This window comes from Salinivibrio sp. VGrn1 (assembly GCF_009377995.1).
Classification (GTDB): Bacteria; Pseudomonadota; Gammaproteobacteria; order Enterobacterales; family Vibrionaceae; genus Salinivibrio; species Salinivibrio siamensis.
This window is the reverse complement of sequence record NZ_SATA01000001.1, coordinates 451,738-477,644: the sequence shown is the minus strand read 5'-3', so window position 1 is coordinate 477,644 and position 25,907 is coordinate 451,738. Positions and strand designations below refer to the sequence as shown.

The window sequence follows — 25,907 nt, the reverse complement described above, 5'->3', positions numbered from 1 at the left end:
TTCAAACGCAAACAGCAACATACCCATTATAACATAATGCTGCCTAGGGCATTGAACTGGCTGTTCGCTACAGATATTGACGCTGTCCGCTAGTGTAAGAACAGAGGTCAAGTACAGTTCAGTGATCTTGTGGCCAACTCTGACTATGATTCAAATTCATATACATTCCCACGCAGGAGCGTGGGAACGAGTTATAAAGGATGACGAATTCCTTTTGTTGTGGAGAGGTCATGGTATTCCTCCTGTTCATTGGCCACTTGCAGAGCAGGAAGAAAAATAGGCGATAATTCGGCATTCTGCCGCATAGCGTCTTCGTTCAACAAGTTAGGTTGGGACGCGCACACTACTTGCGTCCCATATTAAAGCATTATATTGAGTCGATATCGGATAGTTGGATGAGTTGTGAATATAAAATCAGGCACATACGAGAAGGATTAGAACCTACCGTGATTGTAATTAATGGTTTTTTATCAGAGTCTGAAGAAGATATTAAGGATTGGCTCTCTGTAGTTGATGAACTTTATCCATTTCAGCGAGTGCTTCATTTAGATTGGCCCAGCGGTAATTTTAAAAAAATGTTTGGGTTTAGCAATGATCCAACAATTGAATTTAAAATATTATCATCCAATGTATCTATTTTAATAGCTGGAAGTGCCGTGCTAACTAGTATAGGTTCTGATTGGAGTAAGGCAATACGCCGAGCTGAATATGCGGGCATATGGCTAGCTCATTATATCAATAACCAAGAATCCAATCAGTTTATTTTAATGGGGCACTCGCTAGGGGCAAGTGTGTCGTTTAATGCATTATCTAATTTGGAAAGAAAGAATAGCATTCACTCAATATATTTGTTTGGCGGTGCCATGTCAAATACTGAAAAATGGACTGAGACATGTACGAGCCATCCAGAGTCAATGATTATAAATTGTTATTCAACTAATGATTGGGTTTTAAAGTTTCTTTATAAAATAGGAACTCTTTTCAGTAATATACCAATTGGATCAAAGCCTATACCGAAGAATGCTAATAATCTAATTTACAATGTTGACTTGTCAAATGTTGTGGATGGGCATACTTCTTATAAGAAGAAGGAAGTCGGGGTATGCATCAAAGAAAGAGTGGAGTTAACCACAAATAATGGACATGAAATTATTAATTGTTTTGACATAAGTCTTTTTTCAATATTTAAAAAAGTATTGAGGGAAGTGATAAGATAGATTTGGCTAGACTATTCTGGCTTTTTCTCGTTCCCACGCTCCTGCGTGGGAATGTATATCTAGCTCTTGCTATCATTCAAACACAAACAGCACCATACCCAGTATAACATTATGCTGCCCAGGGCATTGATCTGGCTTGTTCGCTAAAGGTATTGACGCTGTCCGCTATTGTTAGAACAGCGATCAAGTGTAGTTCGGTGATCTTGTGGCCAACACTGACTATGCTTCAAATTCATATACATTCCCACGCAGGAGCGTGGGATCGTGTTATGGAGAATGACTTTTCCGTGGTCATTCACCGCGTGAGAGAAAAGTGGTACTTGGAGAGATCAACGCCACAAAAGAATTGAGTAGACATGGTTACCTCCGGTATTAAAGACCGCACCTAAGTGTGTGGCAGATCTTAATGAGGGGGAGTCCATGTCATTCGTTATGTTCTCGGAGGTTTATGGAAAATTTCAAAATTAGCAGAATCCATACAAAGTCAGGTATTTTCAGGCTAACTGGAGTCATCAACGATGAAATTGATCTTAAAAGTATTAGATATATTTCTGCCGAATACATGGGAACTGACGGTTGGTGCGAACTCGATTTACAGTCAGAACATACTCAAAGCTTGTTACGAAGCATTCAAATTGAAGTGTTACAGCATCTAAGTTGAGGAAGTTTGTCTCATCTAGTAGACGTAGTTTTTAAACGGTCAGGAGCCTCAATTAGCTACAAACATAGCAAAGGTATCAAGATGACACTAGACTTACTCCGCTTAGCCAGACAAGAATACAAACTCTTTACCTTCACGACATAACAGAAAGTTACTCAGCTTACACAAACAAGGATGCGCTTTGATCACCATTAGAAAAGCCAACCAAAACGATGCGCAGGCTATTTTTGATTTAAGAAACCGAGCTATTTTAGCTAAGTGTTCGGCACACTATACGGAAGAGCAGCTTTCACTTTGGGCGCAGGGTAGCGTGTCTGAGCGTTTTATTACCGACGTGGTTGATACGTTTTACGTCTCTGAAATAGACGGGCAGGTTATCGGTAGCGGTAAGCTCAACACACAAACTGGTGTGGTTGATGCCATCTTCGTAGAGCCAGATTACAGTGGCAGGGGCGCGGCGAAAAAGATGCTTCAGTTTTTAGAGCACCTAGCGAAAGAACAGGGCTTGCGATTGCTAACGCTCGAATCCACGCTGAATGCAGCGCCTTTTTATCGCGCATGCGGCTTTGTGGGCGATGAGATATCAACGTATCACGCCCCAAAAGGGATCCGTTTAGATTGCGTGCCGATGGAAAAACCACTCTAAACACAGTATCGATAACAAGGAGCAAGGATGACTGACGTTTTATCACTCGTATCAATAGGGTTCGCATTTTTTGTTGTTGCGGTCTCCCCGGGGCCGGCGAACATCTCCAATGCAACCGTCGCCATGAGTAAGGGGCGAAAAGTCAGCCTTGTTTACGGCCCAGGGTTATCCATTGGGCTGCTGTTTTGGGGCATTGTCGCCGCCAGTGGCTTGGGGGTGGTGCTGCAAGGGTCGGTATAACCAAGAAGTGGGATACCGAAAGTGGTTTGTTCGTGGCGTGGTTTTAAATTCCTCCAATCCTAAAACCGTGGTGGCATGGATGGCGGCTTTGTCGGTTGGAATGGGCTCAAGCAGTGATGGGCTGTTTCTTGTCGCTGCGGTGCTGACTTGTATGCTGGTCGGCTTTTTGGTGAATAGGTTGTACTCCCTGTTGTTTTCAATCAACGGCGTGATGAACGTCTACCTGAAGGTGTCGCATTGGGTCGAGCGAGTAGTGTCTGGGATCTTTGCACTGGCAGGATTAGGATTGCTGCGCTCTGCTTTTAGTCGCAATCCTGCGTGAGGCTTTACCTCAACCTAACTTGAGGTGTTAATCTGGTGCCATTCACATAAGGAGTCGACGATGACATCAGCACCCATGATTGAAGAGTATTTACATCGCCTCGCGTTGAGTGAGGCGAAGGGCGTGGTACTGGTCACTGAGCTTATTGAAAAGCACTTGGCGCGGTATGCGTTTTCTAGCCTTAATGTCTTGGCAGGGCAGTCGCTTTCTTTACAGACGGATGCTTTGTTTGAACGGTTGGTGGTGAACCAACAAGGCGGCTATTGCTTTGAGCACAATAAAATTGCCTATCTTGCCCTGAAACATTTGGGGTTTGATGTGCGCAGTGTGCTGGCGCGGGTGATGCTTAATGGTAAATCCACCAATCCCCGCACTCACCGTATGAATGTGCTTGAGCTCGATGGTGAAACCTATTTAGTTGATGTGGGTTTTGGCAATAAAACCCCGCGCGGGTTACTCAATATCAATCAGCGCACCTGCACCATCGGGCACGATACCTATCAGATCACGCGCAATGGCGATGTAGTGACGGTGGTATTACACGAGCCCGAGCAACCGCCATTAACACTGTACGAGGTTGAGCTTTATGGTGTGGTAGAAGCCGACTTTGAAGTGGCGCATTTCTATTCTCATCAACACTCCGATGCGGTTTTCGTCAATAACCTTGTGGTGTCGTTGATCACCGCTTCACATCGCTATTTGATCCGTAATCAGCAGTTTTTGGTCTGGGATGCGGCAGGGCACCTTATTACCGATAAAAGCATCGATAGCGTCGAGGCATTAACCCAGTTGGTTCATGAGGTGTTTTTATTGCAACCGCCGAAAGCGGTGTTGGAAACCGCATTTGCACAGGTAGCGGCCAACGCGGCGGCTTGAGTGAGCGGATATTAACGACTACGTTCGTCTTGACGTACGTACTCGATGTCGTACAATTGTTTAAAAGTTAATCACCGGAGAGGCGCTATGACGGGGATCACTGCCACTGAAGCGCGTAGCAAATTGTATCGGCTCATTGATGAAACCGCCGAATCACATCAGCCCATTGTTATTGCGGGCAAACGTAACAAAGCGGTGCTGATTTCAGAAGAAGATTGGTCAGCAATTCAGGAAACACTCTATTTGCTTTCTGTACCAGGGATGCGTGAGTCAATTCGCGAAGGCATCGCCACGCCGACGGATGAATGCGATGAGGCGTTGGACTGGTGACATGGAAGTTGGTTTACACCAAACAAGCCCAGAAAGACGCAAAAAAGCTGGCTTCCAGTGGCCTCAAACCAAAAGCGCAAGAACTGTTAGCACTGATTGAAGACGATCCCCACCGTAAACCTCCTCCGTTTGAAAAGCTTGTCGGTGATCTCACTGGTGCCTATTCACGCCGTATTAATATTCAACATCGCTTGGTCTATCAAGTCCTCGAGGATGAACAAGTGGTGAAAGTGCTCAGGCTTTGGAGCCATTATGAATAGTGGCTAATTCGAATTGCCTTTTCTCATTTTTATTAAGGAACAAACTGTGAAATCTATCTTCTTTTTTAATTCGATGTTGACGCCAAAACTGGTCACCGGACTGTATTGGCTGTTGTTGCTGATTGCGTTGTTCTCTGGGCTGGGCACTATGCTTGGTAGCTACGGCGGGATGCGGCTGGAAAACGTTGCTATTGGCCTGTTTACCATTGTTGCCGGTGCAGTAGGGGCAAGGATTTGGTGTGAGTTGATGATTGTGATTTTTAAAATTAACGAAAATCTACAAAGCTTGAAAGATGCGAAAGATAATTAATTTGATAAGATAAACAAAGGTTTTTTGAATTTTTACTCGCGAGGTGTGATGTGCGTTATCCCTTTATTGTGTTATTTGGAGTACTTTTAGGTGGGCCAGTAGGTTTTGTTTTGGCAGTGTTCCTTTGTTATTTTCTAATGTCTAATAAAGGTATGGTCAGGAAAATCAATAGTAAAAGCTATAAGGATAAAAGATTATCGTGGGAGGCTTATGAGACAAAAAAGCCACCATATAAAAACCTGATTGATCTAGGTGAATAGAAGAGTAGATTTATTATGAATTTTCATGAGCTTAACTGCCTTAGTTCAGCACGTAATTTTTCGCCAATGGGCCATGAAATAGCCGGTGACGAAGCAGAAAGATTAATATCAAAACAGATAAAATCAGCAGCAAACGGATTGTCTTTTATCTATAATGGTAAACGCGTACCAAGATCAGACAGCACTGGCCGCTATGAAATTGATATCATCCTTCTTACTAGGCAACACTTATATGTTCTCGAAGTTAAAAATTATAGTGGCTCTCTATCAAAGGTGGGCTCTAATTGGGTTCAGACTCGCAGAAATGGTGAGCAAGTTGAACATGAGGATAATTTACACAAGAATCAACTGAAACTCGAGGCCCTGAATTATTATTTAAAAGACTTTAAAATACCCGATGGATACATTCAGCAACGAGTGCTTTTTTATAAAGATTTAATGCTATCTCCAGAGATATCTAGAGACTCACGTGTGGTTACTCATGAGCAGATAAAATCATTTATACCTAAGGTATCTATATTCAAACGAGTTGAAGATCAGTTTTTCGCTGCCTTAATTCACTTTTTGGTGAGTGAAGAGGAAAAACAGTCAGCCCGGGAGTCTGTAATGACAAAGCGTATTAACTCAGAGGTTTGCAGAAATATTGGAGATAAGATAGGGATACTTAGAACCTGGGATGAAATCTGTCTAAAAGGTGGGCGCATCATCCGTGGTGATGCATATTCTTTATACATCGAAGGAAAGGAATACGAGCTAAGGAATTTAGAGGCTAGTACCGGATTTTCCTGCAAGTGGACGCGGAATAAGCTTTTTGGTTTTATTAAATCTCTAAGAGGAAAGCCATTAGGGTTTGTTACTTCTAAGCATAGAAAACACGAGCTAACCCCATCGAAAGATAAAATAAAAATTCATAGGGTAGGAAGGCCCAACCCTGAATATATATACTTGCGTGAAGTTGAATGGTTTTGTAAAGGGTGATGTGTTTTATCGATTAGAGAGCCTAAAGTGTGAGGTTGGTCGTTTTTTTGAGTCTTCTCCAAAGAAGACCTCTACCGTAAACCTCCATCATTTGAAAAGCTCGCCAGTGATCAATGGTGCCTATTCACGCCGTATTAATGTTCAACACCGCTTGGTCTATCAAGTCCTCGAGAATGAACAAGTGGTGAAAGTGCTCAGGCTCTGGATCCATTATGAACAGTAACTGGCACAGGCATTTATTGGCTGCTCTTGTTGATTGCGTTGTTCTTTGAACTGGGCACCATGTTTGGCGCGCGAAAATGATCCGTCTTTCCCACCAGAAGCTGACGGTATGCACTACGCTAAACGTACAACGTACTAAAATTCAAAGAGAAAGCCTTATCTAGCTGGCAATAGTGAGCGAGTAGCCGTATTTATTGTACACCGTTGAGCGAATGAGCAAGGAATGGATATGTCTGTTTTAGATAAAGTTTTATATGTCGAGGATGACCCTGATATACGCGAAATTGCTACCTTAGCACTCGAGGACGTGGGAGGACTCACACTCAAAACCTGTGAGTCAGGAGAACGAGCCTTGCAGGAAGTCGAAGAGTTTAAGCCGCAGCTCATACTACTCGACGTCATGATGCCGAATATGGATGGACCCGAAACTCTCACTGCGATGCGGGAACGAGGATTTGTTGATGACTCGGTACCTGTTCTTTTTATGACTGCGAAAGTTCATCCAGAAGAAGTGGCCCGCTATAAAGCGTTAGGAGTGAGTCAGGTTATCTCTAAGCCTTTTGACCCTATGACATTAGCTGACGAAATTAAGGCATTTTGGGACGAATTCAATGGACGATAATCAAAAGAACAATGACACCGAAAAGCACCTTGAGAAGCTAAAGGAAGCGTATACCAAACGGCTGACCTCAGAGTTTAAACGGCTTCATGCTATCAATGATAAGTTGTTATCAGGCAATGATGATCATGAAACGTTAAAAGCGTTGCATGCTGGATTGCACACCATTGCAGGCGCGGCAGGAACATTTGGCTTTCCTAGTCTCGGTGAGGCCGCTCGTCATTTCGAGAGGCAGGTTGCCAACCGCTTATCTCAAGCTGAACAGCAAGCCAGTTTGCCGAATGATTGGATCAAAGCGCTGGAGTCAGCGCATAACAAAGATAGCCTATCAGCAAATCTGAGCACCACAACAATCCAGCAACTGGTCATGGAAGGGGCGCCTGTTATCGGCTTGGTCGAGCGCGATAGTATTTTAGCGCAATATGCCCAATCCCAGTTCGCTCGTTTTGGTTTTCAGGTGCATTGGGTCAAAGATGCGAACGAACTAAACCAATTAACCAGCCACGCACTGAACTTAATGCTGGTGGACCATCATGCCATTCAGAATGACGCGTCTGATACCAATTTAGCGGATTTATGGAAAATCAAGCTGCGGGACTTCCAATGCCCAGTCTTTTTCATGGGCGCTGAGGAAAGTTATAAAGCCAGGTTGCAAGCATTGCGTGCAGGAGGCTCTGGCTATTATACAAAGCCTTTGGACATGGCTACGCTCGCGTCGAAGTTTGCGCATATCCTCGGGCACAGTGATACAGAACCTGGGCGGGTTATGATTATTGATCAAGACGCCGCTTTAGTCTCGCAATGCCAATCTGTTTTAGAAAACGCAAACATGAGCATCGAGGTAGTACCTAATCCCGAACACATTTTTGAATGTATCAGCGAGTTCAACCCTGAAGTCATTCTCATTGGTGTCTGGTTATCTCATGTCACTGGTGCGGAATTGGCCACTTTGCTGGCGCAGACAGAACACTGGGCGCACCTTCCGATTATTTTCCTTTCTCGTGACCCTAATGCAGATTTGCGTCGCCAATCATTGTTGCTAGATGGCGATGCCGTTCTTGAGATACCGGTGGACACGGACCTTTTGGTGCGCCTGTGTCAAAGCAGAATACAGCGATTTCGAGCGTTTAACCGCACGCAACATCAAGATGGGCTTACCGGCTTACTGAAACACGCGAGCATCAAAGACGCGTTGCAAAAGCAATGGCAATTGGCACAGCGCCGGTCACAAGTTTTTAGCGTAGTGATGTTAGATATCGATCATTTTAAAGGCGTCAACGACACCTACGGTCATGCTATTGGCGATCAAGTGATTGCGGCAATTGGCACGCTGGTACGTCAGCACTTTAGAAATACGGATAAGCTTGGCCGTTACGGCGGAGAAGAATTTGCACTCGTATTACCCGATTGCGATATGCACCAAGCTGAGAAACTAGTGAATCAGTTACGCGAAGACTTTGCAGCGGTCAAGTTTAAAGCAAATGATACACCTTTTTCCTGCACGCTTTCCGCCGGTATTGCCGACAATCAGCGTTTTCCCGCAGAAACAGGTGAATCCCTATTAGCGCTCGCTGATCAAGCCTTATATCGCGCCAAACATGATGGTCGAAATTGTGTGGTACAAGCAGTCATTACTTCTTAACCGCGAATACACGGGAGCTTTTGTATGCGAACGCCACCTATCCCTGATAACGAAACCGAGCGTCAACAGGCACTAGACGAAACGGAGCTGCTTAATGGTAGTGCCGACCCTCGCTTTGATCGCATTACTCGCTTATGCCTTGACTTGTTTTCTGTGCCTATCACGCTGGTGTCACTGATCGATCGTGAGCGACAATACTTTAAGTCTCGTCAGGGGTTAGATGCCTTTGAAACCTCAAGGGATATCTCTTTTTGTGGGCACGCCATTATGGGCAGTGAACCATTGATTATTGAAAACGTGCTAGACGATATGCGTTTTTGTGACAATCCACTTGTCTGTGGGGCGCCAGATATTCGGTTTTATGCGGGTATGCCGATTCACAGCAGCGAGGGTTATCGACTGGGCACGCTATGCCTAATTGATAACCAACCAAGGCAGTTTAGTGAAGAAAACGTGGCGCAACTAAAGAACCTTGCTGGCATGGTGGAGGATCTGATTTGGAGCGATACCTATCAGCGGCGTGAGTCAACAGCGTTGCAGCAACAACTGCAGGCTAGCCACGATGAAATGGCATCGCTGATTAATAACATACCAGGTATCACGTTTCGTTGTTTGCCAGATAAAAGCTGGACCATGCTTTACATCAGTAACCAAGTTGACACCATCAGTGGTTATGCCGCGGACGATCTGATAAACAATAAACGTGTTTGTTATGCAGATCTCATTCATCCTGATGATGTTTCATTGGTTGATGACGCTGTTACTAACGCCATGGCTAATAATGAAGGATGGCATATTGAGTACCGTGTTCGGCATCGTACGCTGGGTTTTCGCTGGGTAGAAGAACGAGGTAAATGTATAGACACAGACCCTAGGCATCCACAGGTGCTTGAAGGGTTTATTATCGATATTACTCGAGAGCGCAATGCCCTGACGCAGCTGGAGCGGCATCATCAGGCGTTAGCGGTGCTGACTGACATTGCCTTTTCAAGCCATAGTAGCTTGGATGATAGAATTAATCATGCTTTGGAAGAAGCCAAGCAGTATTTGCGGGCTGAACTGGCGATTGTCAGTGAAACCAAAGACGATGTGTATATAGTTAACTGGATAGTCGGACCTCCAGACTCGGTCATTGATGCAGGACAGCAGTTTGCGTTAAAAGATACGTGGTGCCAGCTGCTCATGTCAGAAAATTCCCGTACCTCTGTGACGGAACAGTTTATCGCTGACACCTGCCGTCCGGAATTCTACCAACACCCGTGCTATAAAGCGGCACCGCTAGGCAGTTATGCAGGTGTGGTTATTTATGTCTATGGTCGCCCTTGGGGCACATTGAACGTGTCGTCTTCTCGTGCGCGTTCGGAAGATTACAATGATGGTGAAAAGCTGTTTCTGCGTCTATTGGGCAACTGGTTATCTGATGTACTGACCCAAAATCTGAGCCAGCAACGGCTGACCAAGTTAGCGGCATTGCTACCGGGAACGCTGTACCAATTCCGTCGCTTTCCCGATGGACGGATGATTTTTCCCTATAGCTCCCCTCAAATAGAATCTTTGTACGGCATTACACCAGAGCAGGCCGCTGAAGACGCCACGCCCGCGTTTGAACGTATCCATCCTGGTGATATCGAGGCTATCCAGCAATCCATTGAGCATTCGGCAGACACGTTAGAATATTGGCAAGCGACCTACCAGAGTGATTGTCCAGGAAAGGGGTACCGTTGGATTTCGGGTGAGGCGCAGCCAGAAAAAATGATTGACGGCAGTGTCTTGTGGCATGGTTATTTGCAGGATGTTCACGAACAGCATCAGGCGCGTTTAGCTTTGGAGCAGAGCGAGGCGAGATTGCGTAGCTTGTTTGACTTTTCCCCTATTGGTATCGCTTTGAACGATTTTGCCACCGGACAGTTTCTTGATCTCAATGATGCTTTGATTGCCCCCACGGGTTACACCCGCGAAGAATTCGTTTCCCTCAGTTATTGGGATGTCACGCCTAAAGAATATGAGCCAGAGGAGCAAAAAGCACTGGCAAGTATGCAGAGTACAGGTCGCTACGGGCCCTTTGAAAAAGAGTACATCCGTAAAGATGGCAGTCGTTATCCAGTGCGTCTACAAGGCATGCTGAGCACAGAGTTGGACGGAAGAAAGGTGATCTGGTCGCTTGTCGAAGACATTACTGAGCGTAAAAAACTCGACAAAATGAAAGATGAATTTATTGCCACCGTCAGCCATGAACTGCGCACACCATTAACGTCGATCAAAGGCGCGTTAGGGCTATTGAATGGCGGTGCAACTGGAGATTTACCGCCGAAGGCGAATCAGCTATTGCATACGGCTGAACGGAATGCAACACGTTTAAGCCTACTGATAAACGATTTGTTAGATATGGAAAAGCTTGTCGCAGGAAAAATGCTCATTCAATTAAAAAAACAAGAGCTTGGCCCGCTACTAAATGACGCGATAGAGTCTGTTAAATCCTATCAGCACCAAAACCAGATACGAATTCACACCCCAAATCACTGGCCGACGGTGATGGTCAATGTTGACGGAGCAAGATTGATTCAAGCATTAACCAATTTACTGTCCAATGCGATCAAATTCTCCCCTGAAGAAGGGCAGGTGGACGTATCTGTTACAAAAAGCCGTAAAGGCGTTGAAATTAGCATCCGAGATTACGGATCCGGCGTGGACAAGGAATTTCAAAACCGACTGTTCCAACGTTTTAGTCAGGCTGACAGCAGTGATAATCGAAAGTTACCTGGTACAGGGCTAGGGCTGGCTATTACTCGGGAAATCTGCCAACAGATGGGTGGCGATGTGGGTTACCGCGATGCTGAGGGTGGTGGGGCGTTGTTTTTTATTCAGTTGCAGGTTGAAAAATGAGCGTATTAGCTAAACAGACAATGGCAACGCTGTTATTAGCTGTTGTTGCCTTTGCCGGCAACATGATCAGTTTGCCGCTGTTCTTTGGCGTGCATTTTATCTTTGGCTCGGTGGCTGTGATGCTAGCCGTAAATTTACTCGGGCTATGGCCAGCGGTGTTAGTGGCGCTAGCTGGCGGTTCCTACACCTGGATACTTTGGGGCCACCCTTATGCGATAGTAATACTGGCACTGGAAGCGTTTGCGGTCAGTGTATTATATCGCCGCGGCGTAAAAAACTTGGTACTCGCGGATCTCGCTTTTTGGGTAGTGGTGAGTCCGATAGTGCTGATGCCACTCGACGTCATAGTCATCGGGATGGAGGCCAGTTCCGCTATCATGATTGCTCTGAAGCAAGCGTTGAACGGCGTATTCAACGCGCTTATTGCAGGGCTATTGGTGAAACTGCTGATTTGGTATTTCCAGAATGGCACTATCAATTGGTTACCGGCAAAGGTGCGGCTCCAGGAGCTGCTTTTTGATGCCCTGTTGTGCCTGACCCTTATCGCGGGGATGGCACCCATCATTATCAACAACCAAAATAATATAATAAACAACGAGCAAAGGCTCGCTGGCGAACTTAAGTTAGTTGCTGAAGACGCTGTAGCGCGACTCCAACAACAACCTGATCGTTCGTTCGAAAGCCAAAAAGAGGCTTTATCAAGGTCACTGTCTCAAGGTGCGTCTGGTATGGCGATATTAAACCTTAACGGGACACCGACAGTGCAGGTAGGTGATTTGCACTCTGTTTTACCAGGCGAAATTCAGTCGCTGACCAGTGCCGATAACCTGTCTATTTGGTTGCCCAAATCCGGGACTAATTTAGTTAACCGTTGGAAAGCGGGTTTATATCGATATCAATTACCTATAGCAGACCAGCCAAATACAAACACATTGCTTATAGAGCGGCCTGCTGCGCCACTGATAAACGAGATTGAAAAATCCCGAAATCAGAGCTTTATGGTGCTATCGGGTATTTCTTTTTTGAGTATACTTGCCGCTTTTTTACTGAGCCGTATCCTGATTCAGCCTCTATCTAGGCTGGATAAAGCAAGTCGCCACCTACCGGAGAAAATACGCTATCAAGCGAGTGTTGTCCTGCCTCAAAGCCGAGTGGCGGAATATGCTGTCTTGTCGACATCGCTGCAAGATATGAGCCATGCGCTTAGCGATAACTTCCGTAAATTGGAGAAAGCTGAGGAGAATTTGACGGAGGAAGTACAAAATCGCACCCAAGAACTGGCGAGAACCTCTGATCTATTAAGCAATATATTGGCTGCTTCGACTGAGATTGCGATTATCGCCACCGATAAGAGAGGACTGATTACCTTATTCAACACGGGTGCTGAAAGACTGCTTGGTTACCAGTCCTCAGAAGTGGTCGATAAAGTTAGCCCTGCACTGTTCCATGTGACTGAAGAAGTGGAAGAAAGGGCGCAGACGTTAACAGACCAGTTGAATCGCCCGATAAAGGGGTTCGATACCTTCGTGGCGATTCCGACGTTAGAGGGGGCAGAAACATGTGAATGGTGTTACATCCACAAACAAGGCCATTATATTCCCGTTACGTTGACAGTGACGGCGATATACGACGATCGTCAAACGATTACCGGCTTCCTCGGTATTGCTCAAGATATAACCGAACGTAAACGCCATGAGCAAATGAAGAATGAGTTCATCTCTACGGTCAGTCATGAGTTACGCACGCCACTCACCTCGGTGTCCGGGGCATTGAGTTTGGTGCGAAGTGGACGCCTGGGTGAGATTCCTGATAAAGCCCAAAAAATACTCGACACCGCACATCGTAATAGCGAGCGGTTAACCTTGCTGATCAACGATTTACTCGATATCGAAAAAATAGCGGCCGGCCAGTTGTATTTTGATATGCACGTTCAACCTATTGATTCCATCCTTGAGCAATGTTTAGAAGAAAATAAAGCATACGGTGCAGAGCGACAAGTCGACATTATCTTGAACAGTGAAACGGCGGATGTCGAGGTTCGGGTAGACAAACAAAGGCTGAAGCAAGTCATGGCTAACCTGATATCCAATGCGATCAAGTTCTCGCCTGATGGAGCCTCGGTCGTCATCGATTCCACAGTGAATGAAAAGCAAGTTATCGTCAGTGTCACTGACCAAGGTTGTGGGATTGCTGAAGACTTCCGACCCAAGCTGTTTGAGAAGTTCGCACAAGCTGACAGTACGGATACTCGTCAAAAAGGCGGTACGGGGTTGGGCTTAGCGATTACTCGTGAACTCATTGAGAATATGAGCGGAACGATCAACGTTGAATCAACAGAAGGCAAAGGGTCACGTTTTTACTTTCAGCTGCCTTTGTATGAAACGGCGAACATGAAACCGACTGTACAGGATAGGCTGACTGACTCGAGTGTTGGTGATAAGCCAGATCCAGATATGGATGCTTTTTATAATATCCTGGTGGTAGAGGATGATCCTGACGTCGCTAGCCTGTTAAGAATCATGCTGGAAGACTCGGGATATCGGGTTGAGATCAGTCACGATGGCATAACAGCTTTAAGCGCATTAGAAGCAAAGCATTATGATTTAATCAGTCTCGATTTAATGCTGCCCGATATTGATGGGCTCGATATTATTCGTCGTATAAGACAGCATGCTGAAACGGCTGATATTCCCATCGTCGTGGTGTCTGCAAAAATGGAGGAGGGGCGTCTAGCGCTCAATGGTGACGTTGAAAATATTGAATGGTTAGCTAAACCCATCGAGCACAAACACCTTATCAGCTTGATACAACAACAGTTGCTTAACGCGACACATGCGACTATTTTGCATGTTGAAGATGATATGGATTTACATCGAATCGTTCATGCGATGGTCAGTGATTATATGACCGTCGATCACGCGCTCACACTAGACCAAGCTCAATCGTTGATATCGCAACATACGTATGATGCGATCTTATTGGATATTGGTTTACCCGACGGTGTTGGTTGGAACTTAATCCCGCAGATAAAAAAGATACAGCCGACCGCGTCGATCATTGTACTGACGGGAGAAGAGGTAGGCGCTGACCGTTATGATATCGTTCACGATGTATTACTGAAAAGACGACTGACAACGGGCAAGTTAGTTGATGTCATCGGCAAGCGAGTTAAGCGTAAGCGGTTAAGTTCAAGCAATGAACCAGTACGCTGAACGATGGTTTGTAAACGTGACTGAAACACATAACGTGCGCAATCATTAATGTGTACGACGAAGTTTGATAACAAGGCTATCATCAAAAAAACCAGCCAATGAGCTGGTTTTTTTAAATCGGTCACTCGGCAGATTAGTCTTGGAAAAGGCCGAGGTTTTCTTTGGCGTAGGCTTCAAACTCGGTAAAGCCGCCAACGTGCTCTTGGTCAACAAAGATTTGTGGCACGGTTTCAACCGGTTTGCCGACGGTTTTTTCTAGATCGGCTTTGCTGATGCCTTCTGCGTGGATATCAACATAACGGTAGTTGAAATCGTCACGGTTTGTTTTTAGCTCTTCCGCGAGGTCTTTAGCGCGAACACAGAATGGGCAGCCGGGGCGACCAAAAATCACGACGAACATATTCATCTCCTTTAGCGTTAATGGTCTTACTATGCCTGATGGGCGCGCGTTAGAAAAGATGAATTTCCCTCTCGCACCAATAGGAAAAACCGATGATAAGCGTCAAGGCGTGCCAGTGCGTGGGGTCACGTGCTTGTGGGGTGAGTGGGACATAAAGCGCCAGAGCAGGGTGATTGCTTCGCTGAGTATAAAGGTGTAAAACCATCAAGTCCCGCTTTTACGGCTCAACGTCAAATAAGGAAGCACAATGAATCCAACGATTGAGACACTTCTTTCTCACCGCTCTATTCGCAAATTTACTCAAGATGCCATTTCTCCCGAGCAATTAACCCAGATTATTGATGCGGCACGCGCGGTATCCAGCTCAAGTTTCTTGCAGTGCACCAGCATTATTCGTGTGACGGACAAAGAAAAACGACGCTTATTGGCAGAATACGCGGGCAACCAAGCGTATGTGGCCGATTGTGCCGAGTTCTTAGTGTGGTGTGCGGACTTCCATCGTCACGAGCAAATCAACCCTAATGCCAAATTGGGCTTTACCGAGCAGACGCTTATCGGTGCGATTGATGGCGCGATTATGGCGCAAAATGCGATGGTGGCAGCGGAATCGATGGGCCTTGGCGGCGTGTATATCGGTGGCTTACGCAATCAGCCGGAAAAGGTGGCCGAGTTGTTGGCGATGCCGAATCACGTGATGCCTTTGTTTGGTATGTGCTTGGGTGTGCCGGCGCAAGACCCCGAAACCAAGCCTAAATTACCTGCACAGCTTTTGGTGCACGAAAACAGCTATCAAGCCATCGATGAGGCGGCGCTAAGCGACTATGACAACCAAGTGCGCGAGTATTATCAAACGCGCACGGGCGGCAATAAAGACATGAGTTGGAGCGAGCAGATCTCCGCCACGCTAGAAAAAGAAGCGCGTCCGTTTATGAAAGACTTTCTGCACAGCAAAGGGTTTAGCATCCGTTAAGAGAGCGCCTAAACGTGATGGATAAAAAAGCAGCGTTTTGCTGCTTTTTTATTATTTATCGCCTCATTTTGTCCAGTTTGCTATCTGATTTGATGGATTTATTGTCTAATCCTGCCTCTAAGCGCTAAAACCTATTTACATCTGTCCTGTAAACCGTAATATTGCCGCGTTTTTGCGCGTGATAATCACTTTTATCTGACACTATCCGCGCTCATTTTCAACATTAAATTGTTTTTATACGAAGTAGGGCTCTGATGGAAAACAAACTGGCAAATCCTGCCCCTTTGGGGTTGATGGGTTTCGGAATGACCACGGTATTATTGAACATTCATAATGCGGGTTTTTTCCCTATCGATAGCATGATCTTGGCGATGGGCATTTTTTATGGTGGCTTGGCGCAAGTGATTGTCGGCATCATGGAATTCAAAAAGGGCAATACCTTTGGTACCACGGCATTCACCTCTTATGGCCTGTTTTGGCTGACGCTAGTAGGGCTAATCGTCATGCCAGAAATGGGGATTGCTCAACCGAGCCCAGCGGGCTTTATGGGTTGGTACTTGGTGATGTGGGGTGTGTTTACCGGCTTTATGTACATCGGTTCACGCCGTTACTGCCTGGCTAAGCAGTTTGTCTTTGCTAGCTTGACCGTACTTTTCTTCTTGCTGGCAGCGCGCGATTTTACCGGCAGTGCACTGATTGGCACCATTGCAGGCTTTGAGGGCATTGTGTGTGGCTTGAGTGCGATTTACTTCGCGATGGCGCAGGTGCTTAACGAAGAGTACGGCCGTACTGTGTTGCCCGTTGGTGAGCAAAAAGCAGCGCTAGCGCCGCAAACGGCGTAAACGCCTGACACTAAACGCCTAGTACATTGTTGAGATCTAAAAAAGCTCGGCCATCAGAGGCCGAGCTTTTTTTATCCGCGATTAAGCCTGACAGTGAAGGATTAACACATCACTTTCACGGCCAACCCACCTTGTGAGGTTTCGCGGTATTTGGCGTTCATGTCTTTGCCGGTTTCCATCATGGTTTCAATCACTTTATCCAGTGATACACGCGGCTCGGACGAACGCTGAAGTGCCATGCGTGAGGCATTAATGGATTTCACCGCCGCAATGCCGTTGCGCTCAATGCAAGGCACCTGTACTTGCCCGGCAACCGGGTCACAAGTGAGGCCTAAGTTGTGCTCCATAGCGATTTCGGCCGCCATACAAACTTGGTGCGGGCTACCGCCCATCAGCTCAGCGAGGCCAGCGGCGGCCATAGAGCAGGCGACGCCCACTTCGCCTTGGCAACCGACTTCGGCACCTGAGATAGAGGCGTTTTGCTTGTACAAACCACCAATCGCGCCGGAGGCGGCAAAAAACCGGGTGTAGATTGACTTATCAACCGGCTCGATAAATTTGTCGTAGTAGGCCAGCACTGCAGGAATAATGCCACATGCGCCATTGGTGGGCGCGGTCACCACGCGGCCACCGGCAGCGTTTTCTTCGTTAACGGCAAAGGCAAACATGTTCACCCAATCGACCACGGCCATGGGATCAATGTTATATTTTTCGCTGGTTTTTAGTTGATGACGTAAGGCGGCAGCACGGCGCGGCACACGCAGCGGGCCGGGTAACACGCCTTCGTTTTCCATCCCGCGCGCCATACACGCCTGCATGGTTTTCCAAATGTCAGCGAAGTAGGTATCAATCTCGTCCTGGCTGTGCATGCTGCGCATGTTAGCCATCACCAAGCCGCTGATCGAAAAACCGGTTTCTTGGGTGAGTGCCAGTAGGCCGTCAGCGCTATTGAAGTCGTAAGGGACTTGCACCGCTTGCATGGCAGGCTGACCAAATTCGGCTTCTTCAACAATAAAGCCACCGCCAATCGAGTAATAGGTTTTACTCAGTACACACTCATCGCCTTGCCAGGCATGGATTTGCATGCCGTTCTCGTGCAGTGAGAGGTTAGAGGTATGAAAGTTCATCCCTCCATCACGCGGGAAGGCGACGGCGTGCTGTTGCTCACCCAGTGGCAATTGCTCTGTCTCTTCTACCCGCTTAATAAAGCGGGGAATCGAATCGATATCAACGGTTTCAGGGCTGTTGCCTGCTAAGCCCATAATCGTGGCGATGTCGGTGTGATGGCCTTTACCGGTGAGTGACAATGAGCCGTATACGTCAACCGTGACGCGATCGACGTCGGTTAAACGCTGACTGGCGGTGAGCTCATCAACAAAGCACTTGCCCGCTTTCATTGGGCCAACCGTATGAGAACTGGATGGGCCAACGCCAATCTTAAAAATGTCAAAAACACTGATCATGTGTCTACCTCAGTCAATGCCCTAAGGGCAATGGATTTAGTGTTTACGCCATCCGTCCATGGTATTGACTGTGATGGCAAGCGCATGCTCGCCATAATGAAAAGGAGCAGCCTTCACTGCTCCTTGTTATCCGCAAACATCGATGGATGCGGCTGGGCATAGAGCCCAACGCAGCAGTCCTATAGCGCCTGCTGCGCGCGCTGTGTTCGATTAAGCAAAACGGCTGATTCAGAATCGTTGGTGATTAAGAGATCATGCTGTACGTAATCGCGGAAATTGCCACCAGCCCCATAATCAGAACAAAGGCGTTGCTGATTGTACCTGAATATTTCTGCATTGCTGGCACGTTTTTCACGGCATACATTGGCATAATAAACAGGATGGTGGCAATGATTGGGCCGCCAAGTGATTCAATCATCCCCAAAATGCTTGGATTGAGGGTGGCGACTAACCAAATGGTCAGGATCATGAATACCACGGTGAACACGTCGATTTTTTTGCGATCAACGGGTTTCCCCATGCTGCGCAGCGCTTTGGTGGCAATTCCGTTCAGGCCTTCACGTGCGCCTAGGTAGTGACCAAAGAACGAGGACACAATCGCGACAAAGGCCACCAATGGACCCAAGAAGGAAATGAACGGGCTTTCATGCTTGTTGGCCAAATAAGAAAGGATTGCGATGTTTTCCGCTTTTGCCGCTGCCAAATCCGCTGGCGTGAGGGACAGCACGCAAGAGAAGACAAACAGCATCACGAAACCGACCAACATGGCGGCCGAGCGCATCAGGATCTGACCAGACTTGTATTCCGCTTCGTCGCCATGGTCACGACGCTGTGCCAATGAGAAAGACGAAATGGCCGGGCTGTGGTTAAACGCAAAAACCAGTACCGGAATTGAAATCCAAAGGGTAATGGCAAAGTCACCGGCAGACGGCACTTGCGATAGCGCCGCGGTGTTCCACTCTGGGATCAGGTAGATGGACATAAAGACCAAAATACCAACCAGCGGATAGACCAAAAACTGAGTGACACGCAGCATCATTTTTTCGCCCAGTAGCATCACCGACATCATGCCGAGAATAAGCGCTAGCGAGAGGATCGCACGTGGTGGCGACGCCATGCCAAGCTGGTTGACCAAGAAGGAGTCGACGGTGTTGGTGATTCCGACGCCGTAGATCAATACAATCGGATAGATTGCAAAGAAGTACAGCAAGGTGATCAGTTTGCCCGCGCCAACACCAAAGTGCTCTTCAACCACTTCGGTAATGTCGCTGCCCGCATTTTTAGAAGATAAAACAAAACGAGAGAGGCCGCGGTGGGCAAAGAAGGTCATTGGGCCAACAAGCAAGGTCATGACCACGAGAGGCCAAAAGCCGCTCATGCCTGCGTTGATCGGAAGGAAAAGAATACCCGCGCCAACCGCGGTGCCAAAAAGGGAAAGCGCCCAGGTTGTATCTTGTTTGGTCCAGCGCGGGCGCGACATTGCACTGGTACCAGTCGTCGAGGTTGTTTGCATAACAATACTACTCACATTGTAGGGAACAGGAATCAGGGAAGGCGAATTCTGGCGATTTCCACAGAGAAAACCAAGAGCTAGATCGCTATATGAAAAGCAGTGCGCAGACTATTGCACCAAAATGTGATGACTATCAATAACGGAGAGCGGATTGCGCTTCTATATAGGCATGAATGTATAGATATTTGTTGGATAAATATGCATCAAAGTGCGTCTAAATCCCTATTGACTACATGGTTATGAGTGGGTTGATGGGTGGTTACCCGAGGGTGAAAACAATGTTAGCTGGCTGATTAATGCGCGAAGTAATTGCGCAGTGGCACCCCAAACCAGTCGGTCTTGGTGATAAAACGCACACACAGGGTGCCACTGGCCATACAGTAGGAAAGACTGTTCGCGAATATGCCCGGGACGGCAAAGGGTATCTAACGGTACTTCAAAGCAGGCAGCGACTTCATTGTCATCAAGATAAGGTTGGTAATCCGGTGCTACCCACGCGAGGACGGGATGAATGTAGTAGCCGGTGACGGTGGGAAGCGGGCACAGGTGGCCAATAATCGCGTCAGGGGCAACGCGAATCCCGGTTTCTTCCCACATTTCCCGCGTGGCGGTGTCGGTATTATCTTTATCGGATGGCTCTCGCTTGCCGCCAGGGAAACTGACTTGGCCAGGATGATGTTTTAGGTGACTCGCGCGCTGGGTTAGCACCAGTTGAATCCCGTTTTCGCGTGGCACTAAGCCAATCAATACCGCGGCAGGTTGAAAATCGGCGCCTCCCAATATCCTGGGTGAGAGGCGAACGCGGTTTAAAATGCGACTGTCGTGGCGCGCCAGCGGGGTTAACGAAAAAGCCCGAGTGACATCCGCAGGCGATAAGGGGTGGCCTGGCGCGTCACTGATGGGTTGAGGATGAGTCGAGGACGCAGACCAAGAGGCGGCTTTCGCGCGTAACGTACAGCGGATAGGCGTGAAATAAGCATGCTCTTCGGCGATTAGCGTCATCGTGACTCCGTTAAATCAGTTATAGGGGCAGCCAAGCTGTCATCGTCTGCCAGCACGGGGAGAATGTGGCTGACTTTGTCGAGCGTCTCTTGGTACTCGGCATCTGCCTTGCTATCAGCGACCAAGCCACCGCCCGCCCACACGTGCAGTTGACCTTGATGACCGACTAGGGTGCGAATGGTAATACTCGAATCCATGCGACCACAGCGGCTGAGGTAGGCAAAACTGCCGCAATAAATATGGCGACGATGTGGCTCAAGCTCTTCAATAATTTCCATTGCGCGTACTTTGGGTGCCCCGGTAATCGAGCCACCGGGAAACGCCGCGCGAAGCAGATCGAGGCCAGTTTTGTCTTCGGGGAGCCTACCTGTGACCGTACTCACCATATGGTGCACGGCAGGAAAACTCTCTATATCAAAGAGTTTAGGCACAGAAACCGAACCTGGCGAGGCAACTCGGCCAATATCGTTCCTGAGCAAATCGACAATCATCAAGTTTTCAGCACGATCTTTTTCTGCCGATTTCAGTGCCTGAGCGCTGTCTGCATCTTGTTGCGGATCGGTATAGCGAGGGCGCGTGCCCTTGATAGGTTTGGTTTCAATCTGTTGGTTGTGTAGCGAGAGAAAGCGCTCGGGCGAGACCGATAAGATGGCGCTGTCTGCCAAGCGGATAAAGCCAGAGAAGGGGGCACCATTGCGGGTGGCTAGTTTACGATAGGCGTGCCATTCATCCCCTTGATAGTGGGCGGAAAAGCGTTGAGCTAAGTTGATTTGGTAGCAATCACCGGCATGTAAATAGGCTTGCACTTGGGCAAACTTTTGCTGGTATTGCGCCTCGGTCATGTTCGCGCGCCAGCGTTCGGTGAGTGCAAATGATGGACGGGACGGTGCAGCCTGATGAGTGAGCCATTGCCAGCGCTGATCGCTGTCAGGGGCAATCACCACCGCTTGATGCTGGTGATGATCAATCACCACTGCCCAGTCGTAGAGGCCAACCGCCATGTCAGGGACATTGAGCTCGTCTTTAGCCCGCGTGGGTAGGGTTTCAACACAGCGCCCTAAGTCATAACCAAAATATCCAAGGGCACCGCCGGCAAACGGCCAGGGGGCGATTTCAGAAACCGCCGGTAACAGCTGTGCTTGTAATTGTGCGACCCAGTGAAAGGGATCGTGATCGTCAGTGGTGGTGTGCCCATCGGGATAACGCGTGGTCACTTGGTTGTGGCGCGCGGTCACCGTGGCGATGGGATCGGCGACCAGGATATCGAAGCGACTATCTGGATGCGTCCGTGTCGCCGAGTGGAGCAACATCGCCCAGGGCTGATGAGCTATCTTATCAAACAGGGTCAACGCAAGATCCGGGGCGTAGTCGATTGGCGTGGTAGTGAGCTTCATGGCGTTTTGTGGTTGCATTCTTCTTTTTGTGATCACGGTTAAGGCGCCGTGTGGCGCGCAGATAGCGCTAAGCGTATCATAGCTAGGCCTTTTCCGGCACGAGCAACAATAAAAGACGAAGCGAGGTTGCTGTCAACCATCGACTTCTCTCATCACAGAGCAGTAAAACTGCCTAGCCAAACGATAATAACGAGGGGAAGGCCTCCCCAACACTGGATACCCGCTTTGGGTCCTGCAAATGACACCAGAGGCAATGATGACCACTATTAAACAGCAAGACGTGATCGAAAGTGTTGCAGATGCCCTGCAATATATCTCTTACTACCACCCTCTTGATTTTGTTCAAGCCCTTGAAAAAGCCTACAACAAGGAGCAAAGCCAAGCGGCGAAAGATGCCATCGCGCAAATTTTGATTAACTCGCGAATGTCGGCCGAGGGCAAGCGCCCGATTTGCCAAGACACGGGTATTGTCACCTGTTTTGTCAAAGTGGGGATGGCGGTGCAGTGGGACCGCCACGATATGACGGTGCAGCAAATGGTGGATGAAGGGGTGCGACGTGCGTACACCAATCCTGATAACCCTTTGCGTGCCTCTGTGGTGGCTGATCCGGCAGGTAAACGCCAAAACACCCGTGATAACAGCCCTGCGGTGGTGCACATTGATATGGTGCCAGGCGACACCGTGGATATTCAAATCGCCGCGAAGGGCGGAGGCTCTGAAAACAAAACCAAAATGGTGATGCTTAACCCATCGGATGATGTTGCCGAGTGGGTAGAAAAAACTTTGCCTGCAATGGGCGCGGGTTGGTGTCCACCGGGCATGCTGGGTATCGGCATTGGCGGCACGGCAGAAAAAGCCGCGGTGTTAGCCAAAGAGTCACTGATGGAGCACATTGATATTCAAGCGCTTATCGAGCGTGGTCCAAGCAATGCCGAAGAAGCGTTGCGTCTCGATATTTTCAATCGTGTGAACAAGCTGGGTATCGGTGCCCAAGGGCTGGGCGGTTTAACCACGGTGGTGGATGTAAAAGTGAAAACCGCCCCAACGCACGCTGCGTCTAAACCTGTGTGCTTAATTCCAAACTGTGCTGCCACACGCCATGTGCATTTTACACTTGATGGTACTGGGCCTGCCGAGTTGGCACCACCAAAACTGGAAGAGTGGCCGCAAGTCACTTGGGAAGTCGGCGAGAATGTACGTCGTGTCAACCTGGATACGGTCACCAAAGAAGACGTGCAAAGCTGGCAAACCGGTGAAACCGTGCTTTTATCAGGCAAGATTCTGACTGGACGCGACGCCGCACATAAACGCTTGCAAGAAATGCTGCGCAATGGCGAAGGCCTTCCCGAAGGCGTCGACTTTAACGGTCGCTTTATCTATTACGTGGGTCCTGTTGATGCGGTAGGCGATGAAGTGGTTGGCCCTGCAGGCCCTACCACGTCGACCCGTATGGATAAGTTTACCGATATGATGCTCGCCGAAACCGGCTTGATGGGCATGATTGGTAAAGCCGAGCGTGGCCCGGCGGCGGTCGAGTCAATCAAAAACCACAAAGCCGTGTACTTGATGGCGGTTGGCGGCGCGGCCTATTTGGTTTCAAAAGCGATTAAGCACGCACGTGTGGTGGCGTTTGAAGATTTGGGGATGGAAGCCATCTACGAATTTGATGTCGAAGACATGCCGGTCACGGTGGCCGTCGACGCGCAAGGACAAAATGCGCATCAGATTGGCCCAGACACCTGGAAGGTGAAGATAGCCGAAATGGATGACTAATCCGTTAATGGTGCCTGTTTGGCTTAACGCCTGCTTGCGTTAACAAGAAGGCGTTGAGTCGGGCAGCGTATAAGTGGATAGAAACCATAAAAAAATGCGCCAAATTGGCGCATTTTTTGTTTAACGATGTTGCCCGTTTGGGCATCACTGCGTGGGCTAGGCCACTTCCTCTTCTGCAAGGTCGAACGAGGCAGCAATCAGGTTACGCGTGTACTCGTTTTGTGGGTGATGGAAGATTTCCTCTGGGGTACCGGCTTCCATGACTTTCCCTTTTTGCATCACCATCACGCGATCGGATAGGGCACGAACCACACTCAAATCGTGGCTGATAAACAGATAACCGATGTTATGGCGTTTTTGGATATCTTTCAGCAAGTCGATGACCGTCAGCTGTACGGAGCGGTCCAGTGCCGAAGTTGGCTCATCCAGCAAGATAAACGCAGGGTTCAAAATCAGTGCTCGGGCTATCGCGATACGCTGACGCTGACCGCCGGAGAACTCGTGCGGATAACGGTTGATCGCTGAGGTATCTAGACGTACCTCATACAGTGCATCTTTCACCCGCTCGAGACGCTCTTTTTTGCTCAACTCGGGGAAATGCGTGCGCAAGCCTTCGGCAACAATTTCGCCGACTGTCATGCGTGGCGACAAAGAGCCAAATGGGTCTTGGAACACCATCTGCATATCGCGGCAAAGCGCTTTGTTCTCGCTGTTTTTGATCCCGTGAATATCTTGGCCTTTAAAGCAAACGCGACCTTCAGCGACGGGTAACAGGCGCATAATGGCGCGGCCTAGGGTCGATTTCCCTGAGCCAGACTCACCGACAATGCCCAATGTCTCACCACGGCGCAGTGATAAGCTGATATCACTGACCGCCTCAAAATAGCGTTTGTTGCCACCAAAGAAGTCTGCCCCCAAGAAGTACTTGATGGTGACGTTATCCACCGTCAGCAAGTTTTCTGCATCGTCCTGCGGGGCTTCTTTGCGGCCACGCGGCACGGCGTCGATCAGCATCTTGGTGTAATCTTTTTGTGGATTGTCGAACAGGGCTTGGGTGTCGTTGGTCTCGACCACTTCACCCTTGCACATGACCACCACACGATCGGCCAGGTGTTTCACCACGCCGAGGTCGTGCGAGATAAACATGATGGCCATGCCCATTTTTTGCTGGAGCTCGCCAATCAGATTAAGCACTTCCGCTTGCACCGTGACGTCAAGGGCGGTGGTTGGCTCGTCGGCAATCAACAAATCCGGTTCGTTAACCAGTGCCATGGCAATCATGATGCGCTGAAGCTGACCGCCAGAAAACTCGTGCGGATACTTCTCTAGCGCGCTGGTAGGGTTAGGCAAGTGAACCAGGTTTAACAAGTCGATGATGCGCTGTTTTGCCTTCTCAGCTGTGGTGCGATGGTGACATTGAATCGCTTCGGTTAACTGCTCGCCAACACGCATGTAAGGGTTAAGCGAAGTCATCGGCTCTTGGAAGATCATGGCGACACGATCGCCGCGCATCTTCTGAATTTGCTTGGTGGACAGCGTCAAGACATTGGTGTCATTAAAGGTCACTTTAGAGGCCGGCTTAACTAATGCGTTATTGGGGAGCAGCCCCATCACGGCGCTACTAGAAACCGATTTTCCTGACCCTGATTCACCAACGATTGCCACGGTTTCACCGGGCATGATGTCAAAACTAACATTTTTAACGGCATCGACCATGCCGTCGTTGGTCGTAAATGACACACTCAGGTTTTCGACACTGAGAAGTGGCTTAGAAGCAGATGAAGACATCATCACCTCACTGGTTGATTATTCGACGTCACGAGTTAACCGATAGCCATAGACGCTGAATGCGCTCAGTATCGTTGGCACGG

Annotated in this window: 22 protein-coding genes; 16 read left to right on the top strand and 6 right to left on the bottom strand. The window is 48.2% G+C overall.

Translation table 11 applies throughout. The features are described from left to right. Positions 1 to 446: 446 nt before the first annotated feature. The 13 genes from EHW56_RS02085 to EHW56_RS02020 all read left to right on the top strand — a co-directional run bounded on the left by EHW56_RS02085 (position 447) and on the right by EHW56_RS02020 (position 14,678). Positions 447 to 1,217, top strand: coding sequence for a DUF726 domain-containing protein (locus EHW56_RS02085; protein ID WP_172969956.1), 771 nt, complete (start codon positions 447 to 449; stop codon positions 1,215 to 1,217). Between the two features lie 842 nt (positions 1,218 to 2,059). Further along, positions 2,060 to 2,524, top strand: coding sequence for a GNAT family N-acetyltransferase (locus tag EHW56_RS02075; protein ID WP_152799098.1), 465 nt, complete (start codon positions 2,060 to 2,062; stop codon positions 2,522 to 2,524). Between the two features lie 27 nt (positions 2,525 to 2,551). Then, the gene (locus EHW56_RS15375; protein WP_216644437.1) at positions 2,552 to 2,764 is read left to right on the top strand and encodes a hypothetical protein; all 213 of its coding nucleotides are present in this window, start codon (positions 2,552 to 2,554) and stop codon (positions 2,762 to 2,764) included. After that, positions 2,730 to 3,086: a LysE family translocator gene (locus EHW56_RS15370; RefSeq protein WP_371416078.1), complete on the top strand. Its 357-nt coding sequence runs from the start codon at positions 2,730 to 2,732 to the stop codon at positions 3,084 to 3,086. Before EHW56_RS15375 ends, EHW56_RS15370 begins: the two co-directional genes overlap by 35 nt. A gap of 60 nt (positions 3,087 to 3,146) precedes the next feature. Then, positions 3,147 to 3,962, top strand: a complete 816-nt coding sequence (locus tag EHW56_RS02065; protein ID WP_152799096.1) for an arylamine N-acetyltransferase — start codon at positions 3,147 to 3,149, stop codon at positions 3,960 to 3,962. 87 nt (positions 3,963 to 4,049) lie between these two features. Further along, a complete protein-coding gene (locus EHW56_RS02060; protein ID WP_077577721.1) occupies positions 4,050 to 4,292 on the top strand; it encodes a type II toxin-antitoxin system Phd/YefM family antitoxin in 243 nt (80 codons plus the stop codon). Beyond that, positions 4,289 to 4,552, top strand: coding sequence for a Txe/YoeB family addiction module toxin (locus EHW56_RS02055; RefSeq protein ID WP_172969955.1), 264 nt, complete (start codon positions 4,289 to 4,291; stop codon positions 4,550 to 4,552). The genes EHW56_RS02060 and EHW56_RS02055 overlap by 4 nt, the downstream gene beginning before the upstream one ends. A gap of 46 nt (positions 4,553 to 4,598) precedes the next feature. Further along, positions 4,599 to 4,862: a DUF4282 domain-containing protein gene (locus tag EHW56_RS02050; RefSeq protein WP_172969954.1), complete on the top strand. Its 264-nt coding sequence runs from the start codon at positions 4,599 to 4,601 to the stop codon at positions 4,860 to 4,862. Positions 4,863 to 5,137: 275 nt separating this feature from the next. Next, positions 5,138 to 6,100, top strand: a complete 963-nt coding sequence (locus EHW56_RS02045) for a nuclease-related domain-containing protein (protein ID WP_152799092.1) — start codon at positions 5,138 to 5,140, stop codon at positions 6,098 to 6,100. A 451-nt stretch (positions 6,101 to 6,551) separates the two neighbouring features. After that, positions 6,552 to 6,944: a response regulator gene (locus EHW56_RS02035; protein ID WP_152799090.1), complete on the top strand. Its 393-nt coding sequence runs from the start codon at positions 6,552 to 6,554 to the stop codon at positions 6,942 to 6,944. After that, entirely contained in the window at positions 6,934 to 8,583 is a 1,650-nt protein-coding gene (locus EHW56_RS02030; protein ID WP_152799087.1) for a diguanylate cyclase, read from the top strand. The genes EHW56_RS02035 and EHW56_RS02030 overlap by 11 nt, the downstream gene beginning before the upstream one ends. A 24-nt stretch (positions 8,584 to 8,607) precedes the next feature. Then, a complete protein-coding gene (locus tag EHW56_RS02025; protein ID WP_152799084.1) occupies positions 8,608 to 11,466 on the top strand; it encodes a PAS domain-containing protein in 2,859 nt (952 codons plus the stop codon). Continuing rightward, on the top strand, positions 11,463 to 14,678 hold the full coding sequence (locus tag EHW56_RS02020) for a response regulator (protein ID WP_152799082.1): 3,216 nt from the start codon (positions 11,463 to 11,465) through the stop codon (positions 14,676 to 14,678). Before EHW56_RS02025 ends, EHW56_RS02020 begins: the two co-directional genes overlap by 4 nt. Before the next feature lie 133 nt (positions 14,679 to 14,811). Here the strand turns inward: EHW56_RS02020 and EHW56_RS02015 are convergent, their stop codons facing one another. Then, positions 14,812 to 15,078, bottom strand: coding sequence for a GrxA family glutaredoxin (locus EHW56_RS02015; protein ID WP_077577726.1), 267 nt, complete (start codon positions 15,076 to 15,078; stop codon positions 14,812 to 14,814). Between the two features lie 247 nt (positions 15,079 to 15,325). On the opposite strand from EHW56_RS02015, the gene nfsA reads away from it, so the two are divergent. Together nfsA and EHW56_RS02005 are read left to right on the top strand one after the other, a co-directional pair. Next, positions 15,326 to 16,048, top strand: coding sequence for an oxygen-insensitive NADPH nitroreductase (nfsA, locus tag EHW56_RS02010; protein ID WP_077668285.1), 723 nt, complete (start codon positions 15,326 to 15,328; stop codon positions 16,046 to 16,048). Between the two features lie 254 nt (positions 16,049 to 16,302). Next, positions 16,303 to 16,890, top strand: a complete 588-nt coding sequence (locus EHW56_RS02005) for a GPR1/FUN34/YaaH family transporter (protein WP_077666173.1) — start codon at positions 16,303 to 16,305, stop codon at positions 16,888 to 16,890. Between the two features lie 101 nt (positions 16,891 to 16,991). On the opposite strand, the gene EHW56_RS02000 is transcribed toward EHW56_RS02005, so the two are convergent. From EHW56_RS02000 to pabB, 4 genes are all read right to left on the bottom strand, one after another. Next, on the bottom strand, positions 16,992 to 18,353 hold the full coding sequence (locus tag EHW56_RS02000) for an L-serine ammonia-lyase (RefSeq protein WP_077577728.1): 1,362 nt from the start codon (positions 18,351 to 18,353) through the stop codon (positions 16,992 to 16,994). Between the two features lie 244 nt (positions 18,354 to 18,597). Further along, the gene (locus tag EHW56_RS01995) at positions 18,598 to 19,866 is read right to left on the bottom strand and encodes a serine/threonine transporter (protein WP_077577729.1); all 1,269 of its coding nucleotides are present in this window, start codon (positions 19,864 to 19,866) and stop codon (positions 18,598 to 18,600) included. Between the two features lie 237 nt (positions 19,867 to 20,103). After that, complete coding sequence (locus tag EHW56_RS01990) at positions 20,104 to 20,868, bottom strand: CoA pyrophosphatase (protein WP_077577730.1); 765 nt, start codon at positions 20,866 to 20,868, stop codon at positions 20,104 to 20,106. After that, complete coding sequence (pabB, locus tag EHW56_RS01985) at positions 20,865 to 22,262, bottom strand: aminodeoxychorismate synthase component 1 (protein WP_152799282.1); 1,398 nt, start codon at positions 22,260 to 22,262, stop codon at positions 20,865 to 20,867. Before pabB ends, EHW56_RS01990 begins: the two co-directional genes overlap by 4 nt. 256 nt (positions 22,263 to 22,518) lie before the next feature. On the opposite strand from pabB, the gene EHW56_RS01980 reads away from it, so the two are divergent. After that, on the top strand, positions 22,519 to 24,036 hold the full coding sequence (locus EHW56_RS01980) for a fumarate hydratase (RefSeq protein ID WP_152799279.1): 1,518 nt from the start codon (positions 22,519 to 22,521) through the stop codon (positions 24,034 to 24,036). A 156-nt stretch (positions 24,037 to 24,192) separates the two neighbouring features. Here the strand turns inward: EHW56_RS01980 and EHW56_RS01975 are convergent, their stop codons facing one another. Continuing rightward, positions 24,193 to 25,824, bottom strand: a complete 1,632-nt coding sequence (locus EHW56_RS01975; RefSeq protein WP_077639080.1) for an ABC transporter ATP-binding protein — start codon at positions 25,822 to 25,824, stop codon at positions 24,193 to 24,195. Positions 25,825 to 25,907 lie beyond the last annotated feature (83 nt).

What these genes read in the sequence shown, in the direction of transcription:
- EHW56_RS02025 (WP_152799084.1), top strand. Translation starts at nt 8,608, where the DNA reads ATGCGAACGCCACCTATCCCTGATAACGAAACCGAGCGTCAACAGGCA.
- EHW56_RS02015 (WP_077577726.1), bottom strand. Translation starts at nt 15,078, where the DNA reads ATGTTCGTCGTGATTTTTGGTCGCCCCGGCTGCCCATTCTGTGTTCGC.
- EHW56_RS02005 (WP_077666173.1), top strand. Translation starts at nt 16,303, where the DNA reads ATGGAAAACAAACTGGCAAATCCTGCCCCTTTGGGGTTGATGGGTTTC.
- EHW56_RS01995 (WP_077577729.1), bottom strand. Translation starts at nt 19,866, where the DNA reads ATGCAAACAACCTCGACGACTGGTACCAGTGCAATGTCGCGCCCGCGC.
- EHW56_RS01990 (WP_077577730.1), bottom strand. Translation starts at nt 20,868, where the DNA reads ATGACGCTAATCGCCGAAGAGCATGCTTATTTCACGCCTATCCGCTGT.
- EHW56_RS02035 (WP_152799090.1), top strand. Translation starts at nt 6,552, where the DNA reads ATGTCTGTTTTAGATAAAGTTTTATATGTCGAGGATGACCCTGATATA.
- EHW56_RS02030 (WP_152799087.1), top strand. Translation starts at nt 6,934, where the DNA reads ATGGACGATAATCAAAAGAACAATGACACCGAAAAGCACCTTGAGAAG.
- EHW56_RS02020 (WP_152799082.1), top strand. Translation starts at nt 11,463, where the DNA reads ATGAGCGTATTAGCTAAACAGACAATGGCAACGCTGTTATTAGCTGTT.
- EHW56_RS01980 (WP_152799279.1), top strand. Translation starts at nt 22,519, where the DNA reads ATGACCACTATTAAACAGCAAGACGTGATCGAAAGTGTTGCAGATGCC.
- EHW56_RS01975 (WP_077639080.1), bottom strand. Translation starts at nt 25,824, where the DNA reads ATGTCTTCATCTGCTTCTAAGCCACTTCTCAGTGTCGAAAACCTGAGT.
- EHW56_RS02060 (WP_077577721.1), top strand. Translation starts at nt 4,050, where the DNA reads ATGACGGGGATCACTGCCACTGAAGCGCGTAGCAAATTGTATCGGCTC.
- EHW56_RS15375 (WP_216644437.1), top strand. Translation starts at nt 2,552, where the DNA reads ATGACTGACGTTTTATCACTCGTATCAATAGGGTTCGCATTTTTTGTT.
- nfsA (WP_077668285.1), top strand. Translation starts at nt 15,326, where the DNA reads ATGAATCCAACGATTGAGACACTTCTTTCTCACCGCTCTATTCGCAAA.
- EHW56_RS02045 (WP_152799092.1), top strand. Translation starts at nt 5,138, where the DNA reads ATGAATTTTCATGAGCTTAACTGCCTTAGTTCAGCACGTAATTTTTCG.
- EHW56_RS02065 (WP_152799096.1), top strand. Translation starts at nt 3,147, where the DNA reads ATGACATCAGCACCCATGATTGAAGAGTATTTACATCGCCTCGCGTTG.
- EHW56_RS02000 (WP_077577728.1), bottom strand. Translation starts at nt 18,353, where the DNA reads ATGATCAGTGTTTTTGACATTTTTAAGATTGGCGTTGGCCCATCCAGT.
- pabB (WP_152799282.1), bottom strand. Translation starts at nt 22,262, where the DNA reads ATGAAGCTCACTACCACGCCAATCGACTACGCCCCGGATCTTGCGTTG.